The organism is Rathayibacter iranicus NCPPB 2253 = VKM Ac-1602, assembly GCF_003149025.1.
Classification (GTDB): domain Bacteria; phylum Actinomycetota; class Actinomycetes; order Actinomycetales; family Microbacteriaceae; genus Rathayibacter; species Rathayibacter iranicus.
Genome location: NZ_QGDV01000002.1, coordinates 294,370 through 319,087, shown reverse-complemented (window position 1 = coordinate 319,087; position 24,718 = coordinate 294,370). Strand labels below are relative to the sequence as shown.

Genomic DNA, 24,718 nt, shown 5'->3' with positions numbered 1-24,718 from the left:
GTGGCCGTCACCACACTCGATCCCCAGCTTTTCGATCAGGTCGAGGAGGCGCTCAAGGACGTCATGGACCCCGAGCTCGGGGTGAACGTCGTCGATCTGGGTCTGATCTACGACCTGGGCTGGGATGACGATAACGACGCGCTTGTCATTCACATGACCCTGACATCCGCGGGGTGCCCCCTTACCGACGTGCTGGAGGAGCAGACAGCAGAGTCGCTCGACGGCATAGTCGAGGCCTTTAGGATTAATTGGGTATGGATGCCTCCTTGGGGCCCCGAGCGGATTACTGAGGACGGCCGTGACATGATGCGCGCGCTCGGCTTCTCGATTTGAGTCGGACCAGATAAACGTCGAAGGGCCGGGAGGAACTGTCCTCCCGGCCCTTCGACGTTGCGAGAAATGGGTGCTCAGCGGCGTCGCTCGGCGAGTGCGTCAGCACCGTGCCAGGCGACGGGAAGGAGGATCGCGGCGATGATGGCTTTGACTGCCCCGCCCAGGAGGAACGGGTAAAAGCCACCGACGAGGGTCGACTCGAGATCGCTGGGGTAGCCCAGGGCGTGCAAGCTCACGGCGAGCCAGGGGAGACCGATGGCGAACACGACCAGCGAGCCGCCCGCGAAAGCCGCGAGTGCCCTGGGAAACCGGCGCTCCCACGACCGCTCGGACAGCCAGCCAACGACTCCTGCGGCGACGACGAAGCCAACGATGTAGCCGAAGCTCGGCGATGCGGCGGCTGCAAACCCGGTGAGGTGCCCGCCGTCGCTCTGCGGAGCGTAGACGGGAAGGCCGACGAGGCCGAGGACGAGGTACAGAGCGAGAGACGACGCGCCACGCACCGCGCCGAGCGCAGAACCGACCAGCAGGACCGCGAGTGTCTGCCCCGTGATCGGAACCGGCCACATGGGCACCGTGACCTGCGCCAGCCCCGCGGTCAGTGCGGCACCCCCGAGGACGAGAGCGACGTCGGTCGTGAGTGAACGTGAGACGATTCGGTCGGCGAGGACCGGCCGGGACGGACCGAGCGTGAGAGTGGACATGAGTTCTCCAGAGACCGGGCCGCCGAGGCGACGAGGAGCGAAAGCGTCGAGCGGGACCGGAACTCTGTCTGCCCGGCGGCGCAGCATTTATACTATGGGGCTACCGTATCGCAGCCCCTTCCCTCACTCCTCCCGAACCGAACGCCATTTCTTGGCGGGAACGGACAGAACTGTGCTCAGCGTGCACGACCTCGAACTCCGAGTCGGCGCTCGACTCCTGATGGAGAATGTCTCCTTCCGGGTCAGCGACGGCGACAAGGTTGGCCTCGTCGGCCGCAACGGAGCAGGGAAGACGACGCTGACGAAGGTTCTCGCGGGCGACCTCATCGCCTCGAAGGGCACGGTCGACCGCGGCGGCGAAATCGGCTACCTGCCGCAGGATCCACGCTCGGGCGACCCGGAGGAACTCGCGCGGACGCGGATCCTGGACGCGCGTGGGCTCGGCCAGCTCGTCCTCGGCATGCAGGAGGCGACGATCGCGATGTCCAGCAGCGAGACTTCCGTCAGCGAGGCCGGGATGAAGAAGTACGGCAACCTCACCGACCGTTTTCTCGCCCTGGGCGGATACGCGGCGGAGGCGGAGGCCGCGTCGATCGCGAGCAATCTCAACCTCCCGGACCGTATCCTCGACCAGCCGCTAAAGACACTCTCGGGTGGACAGCGCCGCCGAATCGAGCTGGCTCGGATCCTGTTCTCGGACGCGAGCACGCTCATCCTCGACGAGCCGACTAACCACTTGGACGCCGATTCCGTCGTGTGGCTTCGCGAGTTCTTGAAGAACTACCGCGGTGGCTTCATTGTGATCAGCCACGACATCGAACTTGTCGGCGAGACGGTGAACCGCGTGTTCTACCTCGACGCGAACCGCCAGGTCATCGACGTCTACAACATGAACTGGAAGAACTACCAGCGCCAGCGCGCCGCTGACGAGGAACGGCGCAAGAAGGAGCGCGCCAACGTCGAGAAGAAGGCCGGGGCCCTGCAGCTCCAGGCCGCCCGCTTCGGCGCCAAGGCGTCGAAGGCCGCCGCCGCGCACCAGATGGTGGCGCGCGCCGAGAAGATGCTCAGCGGACTTGAGGAGGTGCGCGCAGTCGACCGTGTCGCCAAGCTGCGCTTCCCGACTCCGATGGCCTGCGGCCGCACACCCTTGCACGCCGAGAACCTGTCGAAGAGCTATGGCTCTCTCGAGATCTTTACCGCTGTCGATCTCGCAATCGACCGGGGCTCGAAAGTCGTGATCCTCGGGCTCAACGGTGCGGGCAAGACGACGCTGCTGCGCATCCTCGGCGGAGTCGATCAGCCGGATACCGGCGTGATCGAGGCGGGCCACGGCCTGCGCATCGGCTACTACGCGCAGGAGCACGAGACCATCGACGTCAAACGCTCTGTGCTCGAGAACATGGTGTCGGCCAGCCCGAACCTCACTGAGACTGAGGCGCGCCGCGTGCTGGGCTCGTTCCTGTTCACGGGAGATGACTCCCACAAGCCGGCGGGTGTGCTCTCGGGTGGCGAGAAGACGCGCCTCGCTCTAGCGATGATCGTCGTCTCTGGCGCGAACGTGCTGCTGCTCGACGAGCCCACGAACAACCTCGATCCGGCGAGCCGCGAAGAGATCCTCGACGCTCTTGCGCACTACGAGGGAGCGGTCGTTCTGGTCAGTCACGACGAGGGTGCTGTCGAGGCGCTGAATCCCGAGCGCGTCCTCATCATGCCCGAGGGCACCGAAGATCACTGGGCCGCCGACTACCTCGACCTCATCACGCTGGCCTAGCGGTACTGCCCGCGGGGAATCGACGCGGCGCAGTAGCCGTTCGGGGGGCGTGGGCCCGCTGATCCCGGTGCATCGTGCAGACCCGGTGCGTCGTGCAGAACGGACGGTGCTTCGTTGATGAGGCGTGGACAGGCGCTGGCGTGACGCAGCCGCGCCTGGCGCAGCGTCCAGCCTGGAAGCGATCGTCTCCTGCTGGACGGTAGAGCGCCACCGAGCGCGACAGGCGTGCAATCGACCTGACGGCGCTGTGGCAGGCGTGGCGATCGGCTTGTGACCGGGGAGTTCACGCCCGATGACGCCTGCCGTTTCTGACCACGAGGCGGTCGTCGACGCCGCACTAAGGTGCGGTTGCTCTATACGTGTGCATATTAACTTGACTCAACCTCTCGTATGGATATGCTCTCATCGTTCCGTAGTTGGACGCACATGAAAATTAGTGAGAGGCACCAGCAGCATCATGAGTCGAGACCTCCTAGAAAGCTGCCCGCGACGAGCCGCTCCACTCGCAGAACGGCTGAGGACTTTGACGTCCGGACGGCGCATTATCAATCTCCATGCGCTCCCACTGCACGGTGTTCGACGGTCGCTGCCGGCGGAACTCGGCGATCGTTACTCCGCAATGCTCGACGGCGTGACAAGTGATGTGAGCTTTTCCGGTCGTGCTCTTGATTCATTCTTCGCTCCGGTCGGACCGCTCGCCGCCGCTCACGAAGCCGCGGCCGCTGCCTTTGGCGCAGATTTCTCCTACTTCGTCACCGGAGGCACCAGCCAGTCGAACCGCATCGCGCTCGACGCACTCGGCGGGCCAGGGTCTCGGCTCTTGCTCGATGGCTCCTCTCATCAGTCGATGATTCTCAGCTCGACTGCTTTAGGAATGGAGGTGACGACGGTGAACGAAGTTCAACGTGGCTCCGTCATGGTTCCGGATCTGGACGGTATCGTCGACCAGCTGCGAGCCGCTCACCGCGCGGGGCGCCCGTTTGACATCGTCGCCGTCACGGCCTCGTCTTACGACGGCCTCGTCCTGCGATTCGATCATGCGCTGCCCCGACTTGTCGAGGCGTCCCCGGAGACGGCGATCCTCGTCGATTCTGCTTGGACAGCTATTCACTCGTTCCACAGTGACGTCGTCCGCTACACAGCCCTTCGCGCCGCGCGCAATCTCCGGCTGCAGGGAGTTCAACTCCCTCAGATCATCGTCACGATGTCCGCGCACAAGTCTATGGGCGCTCTGCGGCAGGGTTCTTATCTCCACGCTCTCGGTACCGGGGTCGCCCCAAGCATCCGGCGGGCAGTCTTTACGAATCACACCACGTCTCCCTCCTGGCCGATTCTTGCGTCTCTCGATCTGGCGCGCCTGCATGCAGAGATGTTCGGGCAGGCCGCCGTGTCCTCCGCCATCCGACTTCGCGCAGACTTCGCGTCCGCGATCCGAACGGACCCCCTCCTTCGGCAGCTGATTCGCGATGCCGACACGGTCGATGAATCGTCCGGCGTCTTCTTCACCGATCCAATGCGGATGACGTTGAATGTCAGCGACCTGGGCGAATCCGGCCGGATTCGACAGCGGCTCTTCGACGAATTCGATATCTACATAGCGCGCTGCAGCCCCGCCGGTCTCACCCTCCACTTCCACATTGGAGTGGACGCGACCGATGTTGCTGCTCTGCTCGGGGCGTTGCATTCGCTGGCTCGCGAACGACGAATGGCGGCAAAAAGCGAAGCCAGCCGCTTCGCTATCGGAGCCGTCGTCGACTGCCACGTCATTCCGTACCCACCGGGCGTTCCGATCGCAGGCCCGGGTGACGTGTGGACTAGGACGCACGATCGGACCCTCTCTGAGGAGCGCATCGCCGGCGCCGAAATCTTTTTCATCCCCGCCCGAGAGCTCGAGAGGAATTCCGCGTGATCACTCTCGATGTCATCCGCAACCACGCCCACGCCATGCCGACGGCCATTGCCTTCGAACATGCAGGCACTCGGATCACGTGGCGGGACTACGCCGCAGAGGTCGAACGTATCCTCCCGTGGGTCGAGACTCACTTGCGCTCCGACCTCGACGTCGTCGCTGTCGAATCTGAGATCAGCATCGCCGTCTTTGTTCTCACGAGTGCAGTGGCCACTCTGGGGGTCCCTTGGGTCGCTCTCGATTCCGCACAGCCACCGGCCATCAGAGAGGAACAGCTGCGGTCGGTGAAACCGACACTGATCCTCCGCACCCTGGACGAGCGCTTGGTTGTCGCGACCAGCGCAGGAGTCGTGAGCTATGCGGACATTCCGACGCTGACGGAAACGCCGATATCTCGACAGAGAGATTTCCGAGCCATCGGATTCACCTCTGGTACGACCGGCATGCCCAAGCTGGTACTCCGCGACACACCCAGCGAGAAGCGACGCACGTCGATGTTCATCGCGCGATTCGGCTTCACCAGTACCGATCGGTTCCTTCTGTGCCTTCCGTTGTCGCACGCTTCTAGTCACGGCTGGGCCAGAACCTTCCTGACGGCCGGATCGACGGTTGTTATCGAGGCGCCAGATCCGGCCGCGGTGGCGAATCAGATCACGGAGAACGCGATCACCGCCACGCTCCTTGTCCCGCCGATGCTCACACGGGTCGTGTCGACACTGGCGAGTCGCGGCCACGGCCAGCGCGTGGAATCTCGCCTGCGATTCCTCCTGACCGGAGGACGACATGTCCCAGGGGCGCTGGTCGGACAGGTGTACAGCACTCTTGGCCCCGTCCTGCACTCGTATTACGGCACAACCGAGACCGGCGTGAATGTGATGGCAGACCCTTCCGATCTGCTCGTTAACCCGCGGACATCCGGTCGAGTTCTCGACGGTTCTCATGTCGCGGTCCTCGACGAGAGCCACCATCCACTCGACAGACCGGGTGCGGTCGGCCGTATCGCTGTCGCGAGCTTCATGGGCGCGGCACGCTATGCGAGCGCGTCGATCCCGTCCCTCGAGATTGACAATCGGCGCTACATCCTCACAAGCGATGTCGGTCGATTCGAGCACGACGGCACCCTCCGCATCCTCGGTCGCTCCAGTGAGTTCGCGGCGGCCACGGCGTGTGGCGATCTCTTCGGGCTCGAAGACGATCTTCGCCTGTTGCCCGATGTCACCGATGTCGCTACCCAGGTGGCCACGGACGGGACCTCACTCGTGGTCGTCCTCGCTCTCGGCCGCGAACCGGCCACGGATCCCGCGCTGCTGCAGTACCTCGCCGCTCGAGTCGCAGTCCAGCGCCGGGTACGACTTCCCATCAGCGTTCACACAGTCGAGCACCTCGTCTTCTCCTCCACCGGCAAGTTTGATTTGTCCACGACCCTTACACCGACCAGTCTCGTTACCGCCTCGATCTCGAAGAGCTAAGGAACACCGTGAAAAGCACATCTTTTAAAGCAATCTTCTATTGCCTCATTCCTCCGCTGATCTGGGGCGGGATGTTCCCGCTCGCGAATAGCATTTCCCCGACGGTCAATGCCTTTCATATGACTCTCATTCGGTACGGCCTCGCCGCCGCGATCCTCGTCCTCATGCTTGTGCGGGCCGAAGGCCGCGGTGCCTTCGCCACCGACGGCAAGGTGGTACGACTCTTCCTTCTCGGCACTTCCGGGTTTGCCGGATTTGGTCTACTCGCCTTTACGGCGTTGAACTACACGAGTGCTCCGAATGTGAGCCTCATCATGGCCATGATGCCGGCCATCGGCGCCATCGTCGGAGCCGTCGCCACGCGGAAGATGCCACCGCTGTACACCGTCGGCAGCATCGTGCTCGCCTTCATCGGGGTCGCGCTGGTGATTACTCAGGGCGACTTCGGCAAGCTGGCCAGCGGACAGCTCGGGCTCGGTGAACTCCTCGCGCTCCTCGGCGCCATCTGTTGGGTCACCTACACCCGAGGTGCCGGGGCGTTCCCTGGCTGGTCCGCCCTCCGGTACACCACCCTGACCACTGCGCTTGGATGCATCTCCATCGCCGCCGCGGTCATCGTCGCGTCGGCTGTCGGCTACGTCTCGGCGCCCACCGTCGAGCACGTACTCGCGGCCTGGCCTCAGTTGGCGTATCTCGTCATCTTCGCCGGAGTCGTCGCTGTCCTGTTCTGGAACAAGGGAATCGGCATGCTGGGTGCCCTCAACGGGACGCTCTTCATGAATCTGGTCCCCGTCACGACATTCACCATCAGTATGATCAGCGGCTTCCGCCCCGGTCCGATCGCTCTCATCGGCGCCGCGATCGTCCTCACGTCACTCCTTCTCAACAACTGGCTCAGCCGCCGAGCAGCGGCGCGAGCCACATCCGCGGCCGTCATGCCGGCTGCCCGCGAGCCTCTCAGTCAGTCGAGGTGATCGTCGTCGTTATTGCAAGGGAGTCGACGTAGTGTGAGGGGGCGAATACGACCAGTGTTCGCCCCCTTTCCTGAGAGGACGTCATGGCGCCCCGGACCTTCCACCCAGAACTCGCCTCCGTCGACGTCATTAACCTTCTCCGCGCCGTAGCCGATCCCATCCGTCTTCGCGTCGTCGATATTCTCGATGATGGCAATGAATACACCTGCTCCGCGCTCGCCCACCGGCTCGACATCCCTCTGCCGACGATGAGCTACCACCTCAAGACTCTTCGTGAAGCCGGATATACGCGGAGCCGCAAAGACGGCACCACACGATGGACCTCTCTCCGGTCTGACGATCTCGACGGTGCCTTCCCCGGGCTGCGCTCCACTCTGTCGACTCTTGCCGAGGCGAGCGAGCGTCAACGCTAATTCCGTTGCCGTGAGCGGCGACTGCACGAAATTTCCCGTCCCTAGCGGGTGTCGAGCAGTTCGTCCTCGACTTCGGCGTCGCTACGTCCCCGACGGCGGCGCCGTTCTTCTCGGCGCTTCTCTGCCGCCACGACCTCGGGATCCTCGGCGTTGCGGAGGCGGTACTCATGCCGGATCGCCCAGCCGAGCCCCCCGAACCCCATCACCGCGAACAGCACCCACTGGATCGCGTAGCTGATATGCAGGCCTTCGTCGGCAACCGGTTTCATCGCGGCGAGCGGGGGAGCGTCGAAGGGAGCTGGCGACTCGGCAACGAGGAGGCCGTACGCGGAGCTGCGCAACGGCTCATCGAGCTGCGCCGAGAGGTCGTCCAGGTGAATCGTGGCGATCTGACCGGCCGGAGCGGAGCGGCCCTCGATCCGGCCTTCCGCTGGTTTCAATCGAGCGATGACCGTGACCTGATTTTTTGGAGGAGCGGGGATCGTATCGGGGGAGTCCTGGTTCGAGCCAACAGGCACCCAGCCGCGGTCGACGACGAACACGCTGCCGTCGTCGAGGCGGAGCGGAGTCAGGACCTCAAATCCCGGATTGCCGTTATAGGGGCGGTTGCGCACGAGGGTCTGCCCGGTGACGTCATAAACGCCGCTGACCTCGACGGGACGATACTCGAGCGAATCGTCCCAGGCTGCGGCAGCGGGCAGCAGTCCGTCGAGCGCGACCGGCTCGGCGGTCCAGTTGGCCGTGACCAGGCGATTGGTCGAGGCTGCCTGGTCGAGCCGCGCGACCTGCCACCGAGAGAGGAGCACGCATGCGACGGCGAAGACGACGGCCAGTGCGAGGTAGCCGAACCACCGCCGCGAGAAGACAAAGTGCCAGGACGGGCGGGACGGGTCCTCGCTCACTCCGCGGCCCCTCGATCGACGGTGTAGAGCGGCTTGACCTCGAGTGGGAACTCTCGCGCCAGGAGGAATTCGCGCAAGAAATCACGATGCTCGGCACAGGCGAGCCAGGTCTTCCGGCGATTCTCCGCATGGATCCGTGGATTGCGCCACTCAATGGCCCAGGTCGCGGTGTTCGGGCAGCCGGTACGCGAGCAGGCGTGCGCATCCGGTACGCGTCCCAGCGGGATCACGAGCGGTGTCCCGCGGGGTCGCCGCCCTCGGATGCGTCGGTCCCCGCACCGCTGTTCGTGGCAGCCGGAGCGTCGGCAGCGGGCTGGGGAGTAGGTGCGGGCCGAGACAGCACAATTGCTCCCGGTCGTTCGACGTTGCCCCGCTCGCCCGCACTGCCAACATTGGCGAGCACGACGGCGAAGTACGGAAGGACGACGGCTCCGATCGCGAAAAAGAGCTGCCACCAGCCGTGCGCGAAAAGAAGGCAGATCACGCACAGCAGTCGGATGCTCATGGCGATGGAGTATTTGATCGCGCGTGAGCGCCGCTCGGCGCTCGGCGACGGCGGGAGGGAGGTGAGTGTCTCGCGTGATTTCACAGCCCTTCAAGCCTACGTCCCACGGGGTGGGGGCAGGACGGGTGGCCCGCATCCCCCGATGTGTTGCGCGGGGCGCCTCTAGGATGTACGGGTCGTCCGGCGCCACCCGCGCGCCGGCAGGAGGGACATCATGACCACGCCGCGCACCGTCCTCGTCACCGGGGGCAACCGGGGGATCGGCTACTCCATCGCTCAGGAGTTCGTGGCCGCCGGTCACCGGGTCGCTGTCACGGCGCGCTCAGGCGCGGGGCCGGAGGGGTCGCTCACCGTGGTCGCCGACGTAACCGATACCGCCTCCGTCGATGCCGCCTTCACACAGGTCGAGGCCGAACTCGGTCCTGTCGAAATCCTGGTGGCCAACGCCGGTATCACCCGCGACACTCTGCTGCTGCGTATGACGGAGGAGGACTTCACCTCCGTCATCGACACCAATCTCACCGGCGCCTTTCGCGTGGTGAAGCGTGCATCGAAGGGCATGCTCAAGCAGCGATTCGGTCGCGTGGTGCTCGTCTCGAGTGTTGTCGGTCTCTACGGCTCGCCCGGTCAGATCAACTACTCGTCGTCGAAGGCTGCGCTGGTCGGCTTCGCTCGCTCGCTCACGCGGGAATTGGGCGCCCGAAATATCACCGCCAATGTGGTCGCCCCCGGCTTCATCGAGACGGATATGACCGCTGAACTCTCGGCGGACCAGCAGGCCGAATACCGCAAGACCATCCCTCTCGCGCGCTATGGCACGGCCGCAGAGGTTGCGAAGGTGACCCGATGGCTGACGAGCGACGAGGCGGCCTATATCTCCGGCGCCGTGATCCCGATCGACGGCGGCCTCGGGATGGGGCACTGAACGATCAGCGTCGTGCTGAGATGCATGCGCATCAAGGCGACCATGCCCGTCGAGGCCGCTGCGGGGTCGGAGCGAGAACCGCCGATCCTCAGCCGCGCAGCCCCAACAGCGGCAGCAGTTGCGAGAGATCGAGGCCATCGACGATGAGATCGGCACGTTCACGGACGAGGGGCTTGGCGTTGAAGGCGACGGACAGCGCGGCGATCGCCATCATCTCGAGGTCATTGGCGCCATCACCCACAGCGATGGTGCGCTGAGGAGGGACGCCGCACTCAGCCGCCCACTCGCGCAGTGCCTTCGCCTTCGCCGCAGCGTCGATGACCGGGCCGGTGACCGCTCCTGTGAGGCGGCCACTGGAGCAGCAGAGCCGGTTCGCGCGGACGAAGTCGAGGCCGAGGGTGCCAGCGACCGGATCGAGAATCTCGTGGAAGCCGCCTGAGACGACTCCGACTCGACCACCCGCGGCATGAACTCCGGCGACCAGTTGCGCGGCCCCGGGGGTGACCCGGACGCCGGCGCTCACCTCGGCGAAGATCGACTCCGAGACGCCCGCCAGTGTCGCGACCCGCTCGCGCAGGCTTTCGCCGAAGTCGAGTTCGCCGCGCATGGCCCGGGCGGTGATAGCGGCTACCCGCTCCTCGGAGCCCGCGTGCACAGCGAGAAGTTCGATCACCTCGTCCTGCAGGAGGGTGGAGTCCGCGTCGAGAACGACGAGAAAGCGGGAAGGAGTCGCGGAACGCTCACTCAAGGGCCGGGCCAATCGGTCGGGTGGGCGTGCTGATAAGCACCCGCGGGGATGCTACGGGTGGACGACGACGCCCTTGCCAACGACGGTGATGCCCGACTCGGTAACGGTGAACCCGCGCTCGCGATCGTGATCGTGGTCCACGCCGACACGAGCGCCGGGCTCGACGACGACGTCTTTGTCGAGGATAGCGCGCATGATGAGAGAGTCCGGGCCGATCCGCACCTTGTCGAAGACGACGGAGTCGGTGACGGTGGCGTTCGACTCGATGACGGTCCATGGACCGACGACGCTGCGCTCGATATGCGCGCCCGAGATCACCGTGCCCAGCGACACAACCGAGTCGATCGTCGACCCCATGTTGCCCTTGCCGTCGCGCACGATCTTGGCGGGAGGTGAGTTCAGCTGCGACGAGAAGATCGGCCACTGCTGGTTGTAAAGGTTGAACACCGGCAGCGCCGAGATGAGGTCCTGGTGCGCCTCGAAGAACGAGTCGATGGTGCCGACGTCGCGCCAGTAGTAGCGGTCGCGATCGGTCGACCCGGGGACCTCGTTGAGCTTGAGGTCGTAGACGCCGGCCTCGCCGCGGGCGACGAAGTCCGGAATGATGTCGCCGCCCATGTCGTGATCGGAGGAGGAGAGTTCACCGTCGCGGATGACCGCGTCGATCAGCGCGTCGGCATCGAAGACGTAGTTCCCCATTGAGGCGAGAACCTCATGGGGCGCATCAGCGAGCCCCACAGCATTCTTCGGCTTCTCGAGAAACTCCGAGATCATCGTGGGGACGATTCCGTCGCCCGCCTCGTCGCCCGCGAGCTGGATCACGCCGAACTGGTCGGCGAGCGCGATCGGCTGGCGGATAGCCGCGACCGTCGCTTTCGCGCCCGACGCGACGTGCGCGTCGATCATCTGCGAGAAGTCCATCCGGTAGACATGGTCGGCGCCGACCACGACGACGATGTCGGGCTTCTCGTCGCGGATCAGGTTGAGGCTCTGCAGGATGGCGTCGGCCGAGCCGCTGAACCAGCGCTTGCCGAGGCGCTGCTGCGCGGGCACTGACGCGACGTACGAGTTGAGCAGTCCGGAGAGGCGCCAGGTCTGCGAGACGTGGCGGTCGAGCGAGTGCGACTTGTACTGGGTCAACACGACGATCTGGGTGAGACCGGAATTGATGAGGTTAGAGAGCGCGAAGTCGATCAGCCGGTATTGGCCACCGAACGGCACCGCGGGCTTCGCTCGGTCGGCCGTCAAGGGCATGAGCCGCTTTCCCTCGCCGCCGGCGAGGACGATGCCGAAAATCTTCTTTGACTGCATGGCCTAACAGTAGGGGCTTGGGCTCGTCAGCGGACCCGTCTGTCGCCGCAGTAGCGGGCTGTACTACGGTTCGGGGGTGCGAGTCGATTTGCTGACCAAGGAATATCCGCCTGAGGTGTACGGGGGAGCCGGTGTGCACGTGGCCGAACTCACGATGGCGCTGCGGAGAGATCTGGAGGTCGTGGTGCGCTGCTTCGGTGCGCCGCGCGACGAGAAGGGGACGTTCGCGTATCCCGTTCCCGCGGAGTTGGCGCAGGCAAACGGTGCGCTGCAGACCCTCGGAGTCGACCTGCAGATCGCGCAGGATGTGGCGGGAGCCGATCTGGTCCACTCCCACACCTGGTACGCGAATGCGGCGGGACGCCTGGCTCAACTGCTCCACGGCATCCCACACGTGGTCTCGGCGCACAGCCTCGAGCCGCTGCGGCCATGGAAGGCCGAGCAGCTCGGCGGCGGCTATCGCGTCTCGAGTTGGATCGAGCGCGAGGCGTACGAAAACGCCGACGCCGTGATCGCGGTATCCGGCGGCATGCGCACCGACATCCTCCGCTCGTACCCGGCGCTCGATCCCGCCAAGGTGCACGTCGTCTACAACGGCATCGACCTCGACGCCTGGCACCCGGTCGAGGACGAGGCTGTCCTGACGGAGCTCGGCATCGACTCTTCGCGACCGTCAGTGGTCTTCGTTGGCCGCATCACCCGACAGAAAGGCCTGCCCTACCTCCTGCGGGCCGCGGCGACCCTGCCGCCCGACGTGCAGCTCGTGCTCTGCGCAGGTGCGCCCGATACTCCAGAGATCATGGCCGAGGTGACGACGCTCGTTCGCAGTCTCCAGGAGGAGCGCACCGGCGTCGTCTGGATCGACCGGCACCTGCCTCGGCACCATCTTTCGGCAGTGCTGACGGCCGCAACCACGTTCGTCTGCCCGTCGATCTACGAGCCGCTCGGCATCGTCAACCTCGAGGCGATGGCCTGCGGCGCGGCGGTCGTCGGCACGGCGACCGGCGGTATTCCGGAGGTCGTCGTCGACGGAGTGACCGGTCGGCTCGTGCCGATCGAGCAGGCGACGGACGGAACCGGCACGCCCGTCGATCCTGAACGCTATGTCGCTGACCTGGCCGCGGCACTCGCCGAGGTCGTCGCCGACCCCGAGGCAGCTCAGCGAATGGGTGCAGCGGGCCGCGACCGCGCGCAGAGCCATTTCAGCTGGACCCACATTGCTCGGGACACCCGAGCCATCTACGAGTCGCTCGTCTGACCCGCTCAGGCACTCCCTTTAGAATGGCTGCTATGCCCAGCGTTGTCTCGTTCGCCGATGTCTCCTTTGTCCGGAACGGCAAGCGGATCCTCGATCACGTGTCGTGGGACGTCGCCGAGGACGAGCGTTGGGTGATCCTCGGCCCCAATGGCGCCGGTAAAACGTCGATCCTGCAGATTGCCGCCGCGCAGAATTACCCTTCGACCGGTATCGCGCAGCTGCTTGGGGACGCGCTGGGTCGCGTCGATGTCTTCGAGCTGCGGCCGCGTATCGGTTACGCCTCGACCGCGATGGCCCGACGACTGCCCGCCGGCGAGACCGTGCTCGACGTGGTGATGACCGCCGCCTACGCCGTAACCGGCCGCTGGAACGAGGGTTACGACGCAATTGACGAGCGCCGAGCTCGCCGAGTTCTGGCCGAGTGGAAGCTCGAGCACCTTGCCGAGCGCACCTTCGGCACGCTCTCGGACGGCGAGCAAAAGCGCGTCCAGATCGCCCGCGCGATCATGACCGACCCCGAGCTGCTTTTGCTCGACGAGCCGGCCGCGAGCCTCGACCTCGGCGCCCGCGAAGAGCTGGTGCAGCTGCTCGGCGGTTTCGCGAAGGACCCGGCCTCGCCCGCAATCGTGATGGTGACCCACCACGTCGAGGAGATCCCGGACGGCTTCACCCACGCGCTGCTCCTTCGAGATGGGGCGGTCGTGGTGGCCGGTCCCCTGGCGGAATCGCTGACCGAGGCGACCCTGGCCGAGACGTTTGGGCTCGACATCGCGCTTACTCGCGAAAATGGGCGCTTCTCGGCCCGCGCTCGCGGCTGAGTGCGGGCGCGGCCTTTTCTCGACACTGTCGGTCTGATATTCTCGATAGCTGGTTCGGGCCCGTTCGCGGTGTTCCCGCCCACTTCCACCCGTTCCCGTCGATGACAGGTGCGGTTCAGGACCATCGAGGACAGGACACGACCATGAAGACCGACATTCACCCCGAGTACTCCGCGATCGTCTTCCGCGACCTTGCGTCCGGTGAGACGTTCCTCACCCGCTCGACCGCGAAGAGCACCAAGACGATCGAGCTTGACGGTGTCACCTACCCCGTCATCGACGTCGAGATCTCCTCCGCCTCACACCCGTTCTACACGGGCAAGCAGCGTCTCATGGACTCCGCCGGTCGCGTCGAGAAGTTCAACCTCCGGTTCAAGAACTTCGGCAAGTAGCACGTCCTCGAAGGGCCCTCGACCACGCGGTCGGGGGCCCTTTGTCGTGCTCGGCGCCGGTCGTGCTCGGCGCCGGTCGTGCTCGGCGCATACGGCTTCGAGGCGACGGATTCGGAGGATAGTCGGCAGAATTCCGTCACCGTCACCAGGGCCGCAATCGACCTTGCGCGGACACAACGGGGACAAGCGGTACTTGCGTATCCGTAGCGCGGTGGGGCCGCGGACGCGGTAGCGTCCCGGAATGGTGTCCTTCGCCGACAAGCCGATCCTGCCGTTCGCCACAGCCGAGCAGTGGGACGAGTACCTGCGCGGGGAACCGGACCCGGGAGGTGTCCGGCTTAAGTTGCGTAAGAAGGCGGCCACGGATCCGGGGATCACCTACGCGGAGGCGCTGGACATCGCGCTCTGCCACGGTTGGATCGACGGCCAAGCGGGTGCCTTCGATGAGCAGTTCAAGCTCCAGGCGTTTACCCCGAGGCGCCGGGCGAGCCCGTGGTCGAAGGTCAACCGCGACCATGTGGCCCGGTTGCTTGCGGAGGGGCGGATGCTGCCCGCGGGGCTCGCGGAGGTGGAGCGGGCTCGGGCGGACGGGCGCTGGGATGCGGCGTACCGGCAGCGCGATGCAGAGGTGCCGGCCGATTTTCAGGTGGCGCTCGACGGTGATCCGGTGGCGCAGGCCTTCTTCGCGACAGTGAGCGGGCAGAAACGCTTCGCGTTCCTCTTCCGGCTCTCGCAGCTCAAGCGGCCCGAGACGCGAGAGCGGCGGATCGCGGAGTACGTGGCGCTGCTGCAGCAGGGGCGCACCCTTACTTAAAGGGCGTTAGTGGCGGACGGGCCACGTGCCATCAGCGACAAAGGACTCGTCGCGTACGCGGCGCATGTACTCCTGGAATGATGCGGCCTGCGTGCTACACCAGTCGACCTGCAGCTCGTGGAGGGCCTCGGCGTCGACGCCAAGTTCGTTGGCGAACGCGCGGCCGATGGCCTGAGCGACCCGACCGGCGGCGATCGCGTCGGCTCCGGCATCGTGGGCCTCGGTAAGGGCGACTCCGTAATGCTCGGCAGCGACGGTGAGAGTGCGCTTGCCCTTGCGAAAGCGGTCGACCGCCTTGTCGATGACGAGCGGATCAATGACCGGGCTCGGGTCGAGCAAGACCGGGACGCCCCAGCGACGCGCTTCATGCGCCAGAAGCGAGAGGTCGTAGGGTGCGTTGTACACGACGACCGGGACGCCGCGCGCGAGGAGCGAGCGCAGCGACTCCGAGATCTCGGCGACGACCTCGCCGGGAGGGCGTCCGTGCTCGTGCGCGTAGTCGGTGGTGATGCCGTGCACGGCGCTCGCACCGGGGGGAATCTCGATTCCGGGGTCGGCCAGCCAGGTCGTTCCCTCGATGGGCTGGCCCGCTGCGTCGAGGACGCCGACATATGCCGTGACAATGCGACTCGTACGCACGTCGATGCCCGTCGTCTCGAGGTCGAACACCGCGAGGAGATCGAACCAGTGCGCTCCCGCAGCCGGGGCACGTTCGTCCGGCCTCTCGAACTCGGCATCACTGCCGAACTCGCCATCGTCGAACAGGGTGGGCTCGGTCTGTGCGGTGGTGCTCACGCGGACAGCATAAACGGGGCCTCTGACATCGGCCGGAGGCCCCGCGGTGTGCTGCGGCTCAGCGCGCTCCGCGCGCCTTCGCCACGTGCAGCCAGAAGAAGCCTTGGGTGCCGAGGGTCATGGTGAGCGTGCCGGCCTCGGTGAAGCCGGGGAAGCGTCCGCCTCCGAAGAGGTCGCTCAGCGTCGATCCGGGGTTCTCGGGGTCGGTGATCGTCACTGACACCGGGTTGTGGTTGAAGCTGAAGACGCAGAGCACCTCCTCGGGCTGGTCGCCCATCTCACTACCGGAACCCGCGTAGTCGCGCACGAAAGCGAGCACCGACTCGTGGTCAGTCTCGAGCACACGCATCGAGCCGAGGCCGAACGCCGGGTGGCCGCGACGCACGTGCAGGACGTTTCGCATCCAGTGCAGGAGCGAGCGGGACTGCGCGAGCTGCGCCTCCACGTTGACCTGGTTGTAGTGGTAGACGAGCGACTGCACGATCGGCTGCACGAGCTTGCCCGGATCGGCGGCGGAGAAACCGGCGTTGCGATCGGGCGTCCACTGCATCGGCGTGCGGGAGGCGTCGCGGTCGTTGAGCCAAATGTTGTCGCCCATCCCGATTTCGTCGCCGTAGTAGAGGAAGGGGCTTCCTGCTAGGGAGAAGAGGAGCGCGTTGATGAGCTCGAGTTCTGCGCGCGAATTGTCGAGCAGTGGCGCGAGGCGACGCCGGATGCCGATGTTCGAGCGCATCCGCGGGTCGTAGGCGTACCAGCCGTACATCGCCTGGCGGTACTCCTCCGAGACCATCTCGAGAGTCAACTCGTCGTGATTGCGCAGGAACACTCCCCAGGCGGCTCCGCTGGGAATGTCGAAGGTCTCGGAGAGCACCTTCTTCAGCTCGTTCGCGGTCTGCGCGCGGAGAGAGTAGAAGACGCGGGGCATCACCGGGAAGTCGAATGCCATGTGGCACTCGGGCTCCTCCTCCGTACCAAAGAATGCGGCGACCTCGCGCGGCCACTGATTCGCCTCCGCGATCAAAATGCGGCCCGGGTAATCGCGGTCGACCATTGTGCGAAGGTTCTTGATGAAATCGTGCGTCGGAGGTTCGCCCTCGCCGTTGCCCTCGTCGGATTCGTAGAGGTAGGGGATCGCATCGAGGCGGATGCCGTCGACGCCCAGGTCGAGCCAGAACTTGACGATGTCGTGGATTGCCTCGTGCACCGCCGGGTTCTCGAAGTTGAGGTCGGGCTGGTGCGAGAAGAAGCGGTGGAAGTAGAACTGGCGGCGTTCGGCGTCGAATGCCCAGTTCGAATCCTCGGTGTCGACGAAGATGATGCGAATATCCGGCCACTTGTCGTCCGTGTCGTTCCAGACGTAGAAGTCACCGTAGGGGCCCTCGGGGTCGGAGCGCGACTGCTGGAACCACTCATGCTGGTCGCTGGTGTGGTTCAGCGGGAAGTCCATCACGATCCGCATATTGCGCTCATGGGCCTTTCGCACCAGGTCCCGGAAATCCTCCATCGTGCCGAATTCGGGGAGGATCGCCTTGAAGTCGGAGACGTCGTAGCCGCCGTCACGCAGGGGTGACAGGTAGAACGGCGGAAGCCAGAGGGCGTCGATCCCGAGCCACTGAAGATAGTCGAGCTTGGACGCGAGTCCGTTGATGTCGCCGGCGCCGTCCCCGTTGGAGTCGTAGTACGACCGGATCATCACCTCGTAGAACACGGCCCGGCGATACCACTGGGGGTCGAGGGCGAGTCCGGGGAGTTGGATCGGCGACGTGAAGCTCACGGTGCTCCTTCTGCTGCTGCCTGAGCGGATGACCGTCTGCGAGACGGGGGCGGTGCGCCACGATGCGAGCGCGTGCTCATGGTTGCGGCTCGGATCAGGGCCACGCAAGGCGTTGCGGCGAGAAGTTCCACAGGCTTTCCCTACGATGGGGAGCGCCATGACGTTACCCTCCCCCTACGCCGCCGACCTCGGTCGCCTCCTGATCGAGGAGGCGTCGGTGGATGTCGCGGGAGCGCCGACCGCGTACTGGATCTACGGGTCGCCGACGGCGTCGACCGCGCTGGTGCTGGTGCACGGGTTCCGCGGTGAGCACCACGGCCTCGAGCCGGTGATCGCCCGCCTCCTGGGCGGGGGAGCGGATGTCCGGGTCGTCGCGCCCGACCTGCCGGGCTTCGGCGCCTCCCCGCCGATGACCGCACATCTGCATGACGTTGGCGGGTACACCTCCTGGCTGAACGGGTTCCTCGACGCGCTTGGATTGCGCGGTTCGGCCGTCGTGCTCGGCCACTCCTTCGGCTCGATCATTGCGGCGGCCGCAGTCGCGAACGGGCTGCCGACGCCGCTCCTGGTGCTGGTGAACCCCATCGGGGCGCCGGCGTTGGCGGGACCTCGCGGCGCGCTGACGCGCCTCGCCGTCCTCTACTACCGGCTCGCCGCAGTGTTACCACGCCCACTCGGTGATCGCTTACTCAGCGCCCCGCCGATCGTCCGAGTCATGAGCCTGGCGATGGTGAAAACGCGGGATCCGTCGTTGCGCCGGTTCGTGCACGACCAGCACGACCGCTACTTCAGCGCGTTCGCCTCGCGGGACACCCTCCTGGAGGCGTTTCGCGCCTCGGTCTCGCACGACGTTGGCGAATACGCCTCCCGCATAGCCGTGCCGACGCAGCTGATTGCGGCGGCGCAGGACGACATCACTCCGCTCTCGGCGCAGTATCGTCTTCTCGATCATTTGGCGCACGGCCGACTGCACGTGATCGACGGCGTCGGTCATCTGATCCACTACGAGAAGCCGGATGAGGCCGCCGCAGTTCTCCGCGCTGCCCTCGAGGAGGGGATCGATCGATGAGGATCGTCGTCGACTGCCGGTATACCCGGCTCGAGCGCCACGACGGCATCAGTAGGTACACGGCCGAATTGGTCCGGGAACTGGCGCAGCTTCACGACGTCATCATGCTGATCAGCGACCGCCGCCAGCTCACGATGCTGCCCGCGCTGCCGTGGGAGCGGGTGACCGGTCCGAGCAGCCCCTTCGAGCCGTTCGTCGCGCTGCTGGTCAACCGACTCCAGCCGGACGTCGTGTTCTCGCCGATGCAGACGATGGGCTCGCTCGGTCGCCGATACCGCCTTGTTCTCACCGTGCACGATCTCATCTACTACCGCCACCGCACACCCCCGCGGGATCTGACGGCGCCCGTGCGGGGACTCTGGCGTCTCTACCACCTGGCCTGGTGGCCGCAGCGCAGGCTCCTTGAGCGGGCGGACGCCGTCGTGACGGTCTCTCAGACCACGCGAGACCTGATCCGCGAACACCGCCTCACGACGCGACCTGTCGTCGTCGTGCCCAACGCAGCGACCGAGCCCGACGAGGCGAGCGCCGCACTTGCCGCCTCGCTGCCGGACCGCTCGGAGGCGCGCTCCCTCGTCTATATGGGCTCGTTCATGCCATACAAGAACGTCGAGTCGTTGGCGCGGGCGATGCGCCTCCTGCCCGACTACGAATTGCACCTGATGAGCCGAGCAAGCGACGAAACGGTCGAGACGCTGCGTGCGTTGGCACCGACCGCGAAGCTGGTGTTCCATCAGGGGGCTCCGGATGCGGAGTACCGTGCGGTCCTGGCGCGCGCGACGGCCCTCGTCACGGCGAGCCACGACGAGGGATTCGGTATTCCGTTGGTGGAGGCGATGGCCCTCGGAACGCCGGTCGTCGTGAGCGATATCCCAATTTTTCGCGAGATTGCGCAGGATGCGGCGGTGTATGTCGATCCGTCGAGCGCTAAAGCGATTGCCGACGGTGTCCGCTTACTCGAGGACGGCGTCGTCTGGCGCAAGCAGTCGAACCGGGCCCGTGAGCGGGCGGCCGCGTACTCGTGGCGCGACTCCGCTCGCGTGCTCTTCGGGCTGCTCGGCGACCTCGGCCGCCGCTGAGTCTCAGGCGCCCGCTGCCGGGCTGAGCACGTCGTCGAGGTCGACGTCGGCGACCACCACATCACCGGAGTCATCGAAGCCGACGACGCGCAGCGCTCCATCGACGATCACGAAGTCGTGCCGGGAGCCGTTGCCGACCGAGATGCCGTGCGCCGGCAGGTCGTCGCTGCTGAGCGCGCGCAGGAGGCTGCCGATCACGGCGCCGTGGGTAGCCACGACAATGGCGGAGCCAGGGAAGCGCTCGGCCGCATCGAGGAGCGCGATGGTGGCGCGCGTGACGACCTCGGCCCGGGTCTCGCAGCCGGGGATCCGTCCGCCCTCGATGCCACCGGGGAACCGCTCGGTGAGTTCGGCTCCGGTCATCCCCTCCGCGTCGCCATAGGAACGCTCGGCGAGTCCGTCGACCGCCAGCGGCTCGTCAAGGCCGAGGCCGCGGGCGATTATCGCGCCCGTGTCGTACGCACGCTGAAGAGGGCTTGCGACCACGGCGTCCCAGTGTCGATCGCCGAGAAGGCGCGCAGCCGCGCGGGCCTGCGAGCGGCCGACTGGGTTGAGAGGGATGTCACTCCTGCCCTGGATGCGGCGGGCGGCGTTCCAGTCGGTCTGGCCGTGTCGGACGAGGGTGAGCTGGGTCACGGGGGCCTCTCGTGAGGTCGGGGCGGGTCGGTCGTTGCGGTCTTTGCGCGGAGTCACACCGACGCGGGGCGTAGCTCAGGCAGGCGCCCGGCCAGCTCGCGGAGCACCTCGCTGGTGCCGCCGTCGATCTTGATCGCCGCGCGCGAGTCGCCTTTGGTAGCGCCTCGGTTGACGATGACGATTGGCATCTTCGCCCGGCGTGCGATCTCGAGGAATCGAATGCCCGAATTGACGACCAGTGAGGACCCTGCCACGAGCAGCGCGTCGGCGCCCGCGACGATCGCGCGCGCCTCCTGAAACCGCTCGGTGGGGATGAACTCGCCAAAGAACACGATGTCGGGCTTGAGAATCCCGCTGCAGACGGTGCACTCGGGCACAGTCATCGCCGAAACGTCGTGCACCTCGGCATCGCCGTCGGGGTTGAGGGAGGAAACGCCCGGATCGTCGAGCCAGGGGTTGAGTCGCTCGATCCGCTCTGCGACGGCGTCGCGGGCGAAGTATTGGCCGCAGGTCATGCAGCGCACGCGATCCGCCGAACCGTGCAGGTCGACGACACGGCGCGATCCGGCCCTCACGTGCAGTCCATCGACGTTCTGCGTGACGACGCCCGTGAGCAGGCCGCGTTCCTCAAGGCGTGCGAGTGCGCGATGCCCGTCGTTCGGGACCGTGCTCGTGAAGCGGTGCCAACCAAGCTGACTGCCCGCCCAGTAGCGGCGGCGGTAATCCGGGTCGGCGACGAACTGCGAGTACGTCATCGGGCTGCGGACGGGGGCACCCGCGCCGCGATAGTCGGGGATGCCCGAATCGGTGCTCATGCCTGCGCCTGTGACGGCGGCGATGCGGCGCCCGCTGAGGAGTTCGACGGCCTGCTCGATCGCCAGGGCTGCGGGGCCCTTCGTGACCGGTGACGGACTGACCTTCATCCGCGCCTCCTTCGAGGGCCGTTCGGGCGGCCCCTGGCGAGTTTAGCCCGCGTCGTGCCCTAGATTGCCGGGATGCCGATCGTGCCCATCGACGACCTCGACCACCCCCTCCTCGCCGACTACCACCGCCTGACCGATGTGGCGCTGCGGCGGGTGCTCGAGCCGGAGGGCGGCCTCTACATCGCCGAATCGGCGAAGGTCATCGGTCGCGCGCTCGACGCTGGGCACAGGCCGAGGTCTGTCCTGGTGCAGCAGAAGCGGCTACTGGAGGCGACGGACGTGCTTGAGCGCTTCCCGGACGTTCCGGTGTTCGTGGCGCCGGACCCGCTCATCGAAGAGCTGACGGGCTTCCACCTGCATCGCGGCGCGCTCGCCTCGATGCACCGTCCGCCGCTGCGGCCGATGGCGCAGCTGCTAGAGGGAGCCTCTCTCGTGGTGATTCTTGAGGACCTCGTCGACCACACGAACGTCGGGGCTGTCTTCCGCGCGGCGGCCGGGATGGGCGCCGATGCAGTGCTGGTGACCCCGCGGTGCGCCGATCCGCTCTACCGGCGTAGCGTCCGGGTGAGCATGGGCACGGTGCTCCAGGTGCCGTGGACCCGCACTCCGGACTGGGCGACGGCGCGGGAGTCGCTGTTGACGGCGGGCTTCTCGGTCGCCGCGCTGGCGCTCGCGCCCGATGCGATCCCGCTCGACGAGTACGCGGCGGTGCGTCCGGAGCGGGTCGCCGTCGTGCTCGGAGCGGAGGGGGACGGGCTCAGCCGTTCGGCGCTCGACGCGTCCGACGTGGTGGTGACGATCCCGATGCTGCACGGGGTCGACTCGTTGAACGTCGCCTCGGCGGGGGCCGTGGCCCTCTGGGCGCTGACGCGCGGGCGCTGAGACGGCGACGCGCCCCGTCGGTGAAGGTCGGTGGGAGTCTCCGGGGCTCTGCCTCAAGGATCGCCGGCGACGCCGCCTTACGATGACGGGATGACCCCCACGACCAGGCCCGACGATGCGCTCGCTCTGCCCGGCCCTGCTGCACGCCAGGCGGCACGTCCCCGTCGTCGCGGGCCGCTCATCGCCGCCGTCGTACTCGCGACCGTTCTGGTGGCCGCGGGCGGCGCCTACGCGACGAACGCAGCGACCGCTGAGCTCCCCGCGGCGAGCGTTGCTGCGATGCCCCCCGTCTCAAACGCCCTCGACGCCTCAGCCCCGGCCTGGCCTGCGTACGGGTCCGGTGCGGTGGCGGCGGTCGGCGTCGAGGGCACGGAGGAAGACGGACTGCTCGCGCGCTACGGCTCCCAGGATGTGCTGCCCACCGGAAGCATCGCCAAGGTCGTCACGGCACTGATGATCCTGGCCGCACGACCTCTTGCCGACGGGACTGACGGCGAGACCATTACCTTCACCAGTGCCGATGTGCAGTACTACAACGAGACAGTTGCCGAGAACGGCTCTCATGCCCCGGTGACGGCCGGTCTACAGCTCACCGAGAGGGAGGCATTGACCGCCATGATGCTCCCCTCCGCGAATAACTACGCGAAGTCGCTCGCGATCTGGGCCTATGGCTCCGAGGCGGCGTTTCTCTCCGCCTCGCGGGTCTGGCTCGACGGGCAGAAACTCACCCGCACCTCACTCGCTGACACGAGTGGATTGTCGCCGGCGACGGTCAGCACGACCGCCGAGATGGTGCGCCTCGGCGAGTTGCTGGTGACCGATCCCGTGTTGGCGCCCATTGTGGCACTGCCCACCGCGACCCTCCCGGGTGTCGGGACCCTCGAGAACACCAATTCGCTCCTGGGCCGCTCCGGCATCGACGGGATCAAGACGGGGACGACTGACGAGGCTGGCTCCTGCCTGCTCTTCTCGCTCGTCGCCACCATCGAGGGGCAGGCGATGACCCTGGTCGGCGTCGTGGTTGGGGCACAGACGCATCAGCAGCTGACGGCCGACGTGCTGACGCTGATCCCGAGCATCGAGGCCGGCTTTCACACCCTCCCGTTGAGCACCACTGGGCAGGATTACGGCAGCCTCACCAGCGCGTGGGGCGAGAAGGTGGTGGCGGAGACGGCCGAAGCGCGGTCGGTGCTGGTCTGGGGGGACGTCTCGACGACCACCACTGTCGCCCTGGATCCGGTCGAGGTCGTCGCCGACGGTGGACGTGTCGGGACGGCGACCGTGCAGGTGAACGGCACGCCCTATGAGCTGCCGCTCGTCGCGGACGGCGCGATCGGGGATCCCGGCTTCGGCTGGCGGATCGCTCACCCGGGCGAACTCTTCCGTTAGTCCCCGAGGCGCTCGATCCGGACGCCAGCCGTGGCGATATCCGCGTCGACCTGCTCCGGGGTGGCATTTCCTGGCGCCTCCCCGCCGGGAAGGGTGGCGTCGGCCCGCCAGAGTTGTGCCGACGGGCGCTTCGCCGTGATGAAGTCGCCGGAGGACTGGTGCCGTACTCGGCGCAGCACCCACGGCACGAGGTATTCGCGGGCCCACTGCAAGTCCTCCGTTCGCGCCGCGCGCCATGTCCGAGCAAGCAGCGGCTCGGGCGCGAGGGGGCGCAGGTCGTTCGTGACGTTGAGAGCCTCGAGTACCATCCGAGCCACCTCGTGGTGCCCGTGCGGGTTGAGATGCAGGCGATCGGGCGCCCACATCCGCACATCCTGGATCTCGTGAAGCGACCACTGGTCGGCGACGATGCAGTCGTACTGTCTGGCGAGCGCCCGTAGGTTCTCGTTGTAAATGGCGACCTTGCCGCGGATCCGGTTGAAGACGGGGGAGAAGCCGACGTCAACACCGGTGAAGAGCACCACCGTCGCTCCGTTCGAGCGCAGCCGTGCCAAGCCTGCTTCGAATCGTGCCGCGATATCGTCGGGGTCGGTGCCCGGGCGGATGACGTCGTTGCCGCCGGCGGAGATCGTGATGAGATCGGGCCGCAGCTCGAGGGCCGGCTCGATCTGCTCGTCGACGATCTGCTGCAGGAGGCGCCCACGGACGGCGAGGTTTGCGTAGGCGAAGTCGTCGTTTTGGCTGCCGAGAACCTCGGCGACCCGGTCTGCCCAGCCCCGGTGCCCGCCGGGGCTCGCGGGCTCAGGATCGCCGATTCCCTCGGTGAAGGAGTCGCCCAAGGCGACATAGCGGGACCACGGATGACGCTGCTCGACCATCCCTCCATTGTGCTCCGACGCCACCGGTAGTGCCGCGGGAGGCGCGG

The 24,718-nt window shown here is 66.4% G+C and carries 26 protein-coding genes; 15 read left to right on the top strand and 11 right to left on the bottom strand.

Annotated elements, in window-relative coordinates:
• Positions 1–333, top strand: a complete 333-nt coding sequence (locus B0H03_RS03990; protein ID WP_419956908.1) for a metal-sulfur cluster assembly factor — start codon at positions 1–3, stop codon at positions 331–333.
• 74 nt (positions 334–407) lie between these two features.
• On the opposite strand, the gene B0H03_RS03985 is transcribed toward B0H03_RS03990, so the two are convergent.
• Positions 408–1,037 (bottom strand): biotin transporter BioY, encoded by a 630-nt coding sequence (locus tag B0H03_RS03985; protein WP_104264865.1) that lies wholly within the window; start codon positions 1,035–1,037, stop codon positions 408–410.
• 172 nt (positions 1,038–1,209) lie between these two features.
• On the opposite strand from B0H03_RS03985, the gene B0H03_RS03980 reads away from it, so the two are divergent.
• From B0H03_RS03980 to B0H03_RS03960, 5 genes are all read left to right on the top strand, one after another.
• Complete coding sequence (locus tag B0H03_RS03980; protein WP_104264864.1) at positions 1,210–2,808, top strand: ABC-F family ATP-binding cassette domain-containing protein; 1,599 nt, start codon at positions 1,210–1,212, stop codon at positions 2,806–2,808.
• Positions 2,809–3,439: 631 nt separating this feature from the next.
• Complete coding sequence (locus B0H03_RS03975) at positions 3,440–4,717, top strand: aminotransferase class I/II-fold pyridoxal phosphate-dependent enzyme (protein WP_160487318.1); 1,278 nt, start codon at positions 3,440–3,442, stop codon at positions 4,715–4,717.
• Entirely contained in the window at positions 4,714–6,186 is a 1,473-nt protein-coding gene (locus B0H03_RS03970; RefSeq protein WP_104264862.1) for a class I adenylate-forming enzyme family protein, read from the top strand. Before B0H03_RS03975 ends, B0H03_RS03970 begins: the two co-directional genes overlap by 4 nt.
• An 8-nt stretch (positions 6,187–6,194) precedes the next feature.
• Positions 6,195–7,160, top strand: coding sequence for a DMT family transporter (locus tag B0H03_RS03965; protein ID WP_127843902.1), 966 nt, complete (start codon positions 6,195–6,197; stop codon positions 7,158–7,160).
• A gap of 83 nt (positions 7,161–7,243) precedes the next feature.
• Positions 7,244–7,573 carry an ArsR/SmtB family transcription factor gene (locus B0H03_RS03960; protein WP_104264860.1) on the top strand — a complete coding sequence of 110 codons (330 nt, stop codon included), beginning with the start codon at positions 7,244–7,246 and terminating at the stop codon, positions 7,571–7,573.
• 41 nt (positions 7,574–7,614) lie between these two features.
• On the opposite strand, the gene B0H03_RS03955 is transcribed toward B0H03_RS03960, so the two are convergent.
• The 3 genes from B0H03_RS03955 to B0H03_RS03945 are packed head-to-tail and all read right to left on the bottom strand — an operon-like array spanning position 7,615 to position 9,064.
• Positions 7,615–8,475 carry an SURF1 family cytochrome oxidase biogenesis protein gene (locus B0H03_RS03955; RefSeq protein ID WP_104264859.1) on the bottom strand — a complete coding sequence of 287 codons (861 nt, stop codon included), beginning with the start codon at positions 8,473–8,475 and terminating at the stop codon, positions 7,615–7,617.
• Positions 8,472–8,705 (bottom strand): hypothetical protein, encoded by a 234-nt coding sequence (locus B0H03_RS03950; protein WP_104354263.1) that lies wholly within the window; start codon positions 8,703–8,705, stop codon positions 8,472–8,474. The genes B0H03_RS03955 and B0H03_RS03950 overlap by 4 nt, the downstream gene beginning before the upstream one ends.
• Positions 8,702–9,064, bottom strand: coding sequence for a DUF3099 domain-containing protein (locus B0H03_RS03945; protein ID WP_104264857.1), 363 nt, complete (start codon positions 9,062–9,064; stop codon positions 8,702–8,704). The genes B0H03_RS03950 and B0H03_RS03945 overlap by 4 nt, the downstream gene beginning before the upstream one ends.
• 130 nt (positions 9,065–9,194) lie before the next feature.
• Here B0H03_RS03945 and fabG point away from each other — a divergent pair, with 130 nt between their 5' ends.
• Positions 9,195–9,905, top strand: a complete 711-nt coding sequence (gene fabG / locus B0H03_RS03940; RefSeq protein WP_104264856.1) for a 3-oxoacyl-ACP reductase FabG — start codon at positions 9,195–9,197, stop codon at positions 9,903–9,905.
• Between the two features lie 88 nt (positions 9,906–9,993).
• Here fabG and serB read toward each other — a convergent pair whose 3' ends face one another.
• Both serB and B0H03_RS03930 read right to left on the bottom strand, forming a co-directional pair.
• The gene (serB, locus tag B0H03_RS03935; protein ID WP_104264855.1) at positions 9,994–10,653 is read right to left on the bottom strand and encodes a phosphoserine phosphatase SerB; all 660 of its coding nucleotides are present in this window, start codon (positions 10,651–10,653) and stop codon (positions 9,994–9,996) included.
• A 51-nt stretch (positions 10,654–10,704) separates the two neighbouring features.
• On the bottom strand, positions 10,705–11,964 hold the full coding sequence (locus B0H03_RS03930) for a glucose-1-phosphate adenylyltransferase (RefSeq protein ID WP_104264854.1): 1,260 nt from the start codon (positions 11,962–11,964) through the stop codon (positions 10,705–10,707).
• A gap of 76 nt (positions 11,965–12,040) precedes the next feature.
• Between B0H03_RS03930 and glgA the strand changes: the two genes are divergently transcribed.
• From glgA to B0H03_RS03910, 4 genes are all read left to right on the top strand, one after another.
• Positions 12,041–13,222 (top strand): glycogen synthase, encoded by a 1,182-nt coding sequence (gene glgA / locus B0H03_RS03925; RefSeq protein ID WP_104264853.1) that lies wholly within the window; start codon positions 12,041–12,043, stop codon positions 13,220–13,222.
• A 32-nt stretch (positions 13,223–13,254) separates the two neighbouring features.
• Positions 13,255–14,040, top strand: coding sequence for an ABC transporter ATP-binding protein (locus B0H03_RS03920; protein WP_104264852.1), 786 nt, complete (start codon positions 13,255–13,257; stop codon positions 14,038–14,040).
• A 143-nt stretch (positions 14,041–14,183) separates the two neighbouring features.
• Complete coding sequence (locus B0H03_RS03915) at positions 14,184–14,432, top strand: type B 50S ribosomal protein L31 (protein ID WP_104264851.1); 249 nt, start codon at positions 14,184–14,186, stop codon at positions 14,430–14,432.
• 241 nt (positions 14,433–14,673) lie between these two features.
• Complete coding sequence (locus tag B0H03_RS03910) at positions 14,674–15,246, top strand: YdeI/OmpD-associated family protein (protein WP_104264850.1); 573 nt, start codon at positions 14,674–14,676, stop codon at positions 15,244–15,246.
• Between the two features lie 6 nt (positions 15,247–15,252).
• Here the strand turns inward: B0H03_RS03910 and B0H03_RS03905 are convergent, their stop codons facing one another.
• Both B0H03_RS03905 and treS read right to left on the bottom strand, forming a co-directional pair.
• Positions 15,253–16,041: a 3'-5' exonuclease gene (locus B0H03_RS03905; RefSeq protein ID WP_104264849.1), complete on the bottom strand. Its 789-nt coding sequence runs from the start codon at positions 16,039–16,041 to the stop codon at positions 15,253–15,255.
• Positions 16,042–16,099: 58 nt separating this feature from the next.
• Positions 16,100–17,815, bottom strand: coding sequence for a maltose alpha-D-glucosyltransferase (gene treS / locus B0H03_RS03900; RefSeq protein WP_104264848.1), 1,716 nt, complete (start codon positions 17,813–17,815; stop codon positions 16,100–16,102).
• A gap of 157 nt (positions 17,816–17,972) precedes the next feature.
• On the opposite strand from treS, the gene B0H03_RS03895 reads away from it, so the two are divergent.
• The gene (locus tag B0H03_RS03895; protein ID WP_104264847.1) at positions 17,973–18,884 is read left to right on the top strand and encodes an alpha/beta fold hydrolase; all 912 of its coding nucleotides are present in this window, start codon (positions 17,973–17,975) and stop codon (positions 18,882–18,884) included.
• Positions 18,881–19,963, top strand: coding sequence for a glycosyltransferase family 4 protein (locus B0H03_RS03890; protein ID WP_104264846.1), 1,083 nt, complete (start codon positions 18,881–18,883; stop codon positions 19,961–19,963). Before B0H03_RS03895 ends, B0H03_RS03890 begins: the two co-directional genes overlap by 4 nt.
• 3 nt (positions 19,964–19,966) lie before the next feature.
• On the opposite strand, the gene B0H03_RS03885 is transcribed toward B0H03_RS03890, so the two are convergent.
• The gene (locus B0H03_RS03885; protein ID WP_104264845.1) at positions 19,967–20,599 is read right to left on the bottom strand and encodes a histidine phosphatase family protein; all 633 of its coding nucleotides are present in this window, start codon (positions 20,597–20,599) and stop codon (positions 19,967–19,969) included.
• Positions 20,600–20,652: 53 nt separating this feature from the next.
• A complete protein-coding gene (locus B0H03_RS03880; RefSeq protein WP_104264844.1) occupies positions 20,653–21,522 on the bottom strand; it encodes a Sir2 family NAD-dependent protein deacetylase in 870 nt (289 codons plus the stop codon).
• A gap of 72 nt (positions 21,523–21,594) precedes the next feature.
• On the opposite strand from B0H03_RS03880, the gene B0H03_RS03875 reads away from it, so the two are divergent.
• Positions 21,595–22,404, top strand: coding sequence for a TrmH family RNA methyltransferase (locus B0H03_RS03875; RefSeq protein ID WP_104264843.1), 810 nt, complete (start codon positions 21,595–21,597; stop codon positions 22,402–22,404).
• A 90-nt stretch (positions 22,405–22,494) separates the two neighbouring features.
• Positions 22,495–23,793: a D-alanyl-D-alanine carboxypeptidase family protein gene (locus B0H03_RS03870; protein ID WP_104264842.1), complete on the top strand. Its 1,299-nt coding sequence runs from the start codon at positions 22,495–22,497 to the stop codon at positions 23,791–23,793.
• Here the strand turns inward: B0H03_RS03870 and B0H03_RS03865 are convergent.
• The gene (locus tag B0H03_RS03865) at positions 23,790–24,671 is read right to left on the bottom strand and encodes an SGNH/GDSL hydrolase family protein (RefSeq protein WP_104264841.1); all 882 of its coding nucleotides are present in this window, start codon (positions 24,669–24,671) and stop codon (positions 23,790–23,792) included. The two genes, B0H03_RS03870 and B0H03_RS03865, sit on opposite strands and share 4 nt — an antisense overlap.
• Between the last annotated feature and the right edge of the window lie 47 nt (positions 24,672–24,718).

What these genes read in the sequence shown, in the direction of transcription:
- B0H03_RS03985 (WP_104264865.1), bottom strand. Translation starts at nt 1,037, where the DNA reads ATGTCCACTCTCACGCTCGGTCCGTCCCGGCCGGTCCTCGCCGACCGA.
- B0H03_RS03920 (WP_104264852.1), top strand. Translation starts at nt 13,255, where the DNA reads ATGCCCAGCGTTGTCTCGTTCGCCGATGTCTCCTTTGTCCGGAACGGC.
- B0H03_RS03930 (WP_104264854.1), bottom strand. Translation starts at nt 11,964, where the DNA reads ATGCAGTCAAAGAAGATTTTCGGCATCGTCCTCGCCGGCGGCGAGGGA.
- B0H03_RS03915 (WP_104264851.1), top strand. Translation starts at nt 14,184, where the DNA reads ATGAAGACCGACATTCACCCCGAGTACTCCGCGATCGTCTTCCGCGAC.
- B0H03_RS03875 (WP_104264843.1), top strand. Translation starts at nt 21,595, where the DNA reads ATGCCGATCGTGCCCATCGACGACCTCGACCACCCCCTCCTCGCCGAC.
- fabG (WP_104264856.1), top strand. Translation starts at nt 9,195, where the DNA reads ATGACCACGCCGCGCACCGTCCTCGTCACCGGGGGCAACCGGGGGATC.
- B0H03_RS03890 (WP_104264846.1), top strand. Translation starts at nt 18,881, where the DNA reads ATGAGGATCGTCGTCGACTGCCGGTATACCCGGCTCGAGCGCCACGAC.
- B0H03_RS03865 (WP_104264841.1), bottom strand. Translation starts at nt 24,671, where the DNA reads ATGGTCGAGCAGCGTCATCCGTGGTCCCGCTATGTCGCCTTGGGCGAC.
- B0H03_RS03910 (WP_104264850.1), top strand. Translation starts at nt 14,674, where the DNA reads ATGGTGTCCTTCGCCGACAAGCCGATCCTGCCGTTCGCCACAGCCGAG.
- B0H03_RS03895 (WP_104264847.1), top strand. Translation starts at nt 17,973, where the DNA reads ATGACGTTACCCTCCCCCTACGCCGCCGACCTCGGTCGCCTCCTGATC.
- B0H03_RS03880 (WP_104264844.1), bottom strand. Translation starts at nt 21,522, where the DNA reads ATGAAGGTCAGTCCGTCACCGGTCACGAAGGGCCCCGCAGCCCTGGCG.
- B0H03_RS03960 (WP_104264860.1), top strand. Translation starts at nt 7,244, where the DNA reads ATGGCGCCCCGGACCTTCCACCCAGAACTCGCCTCCGTCGACGTCATT.
- B0H03_RS03870 (WP_104264842.1), top strand. Translation starts at nt 22,495, where the DNA reads ATGACCCCCACGACCAGGCCCGACGATGCGCTCGCTCTGCCCGGCCCT.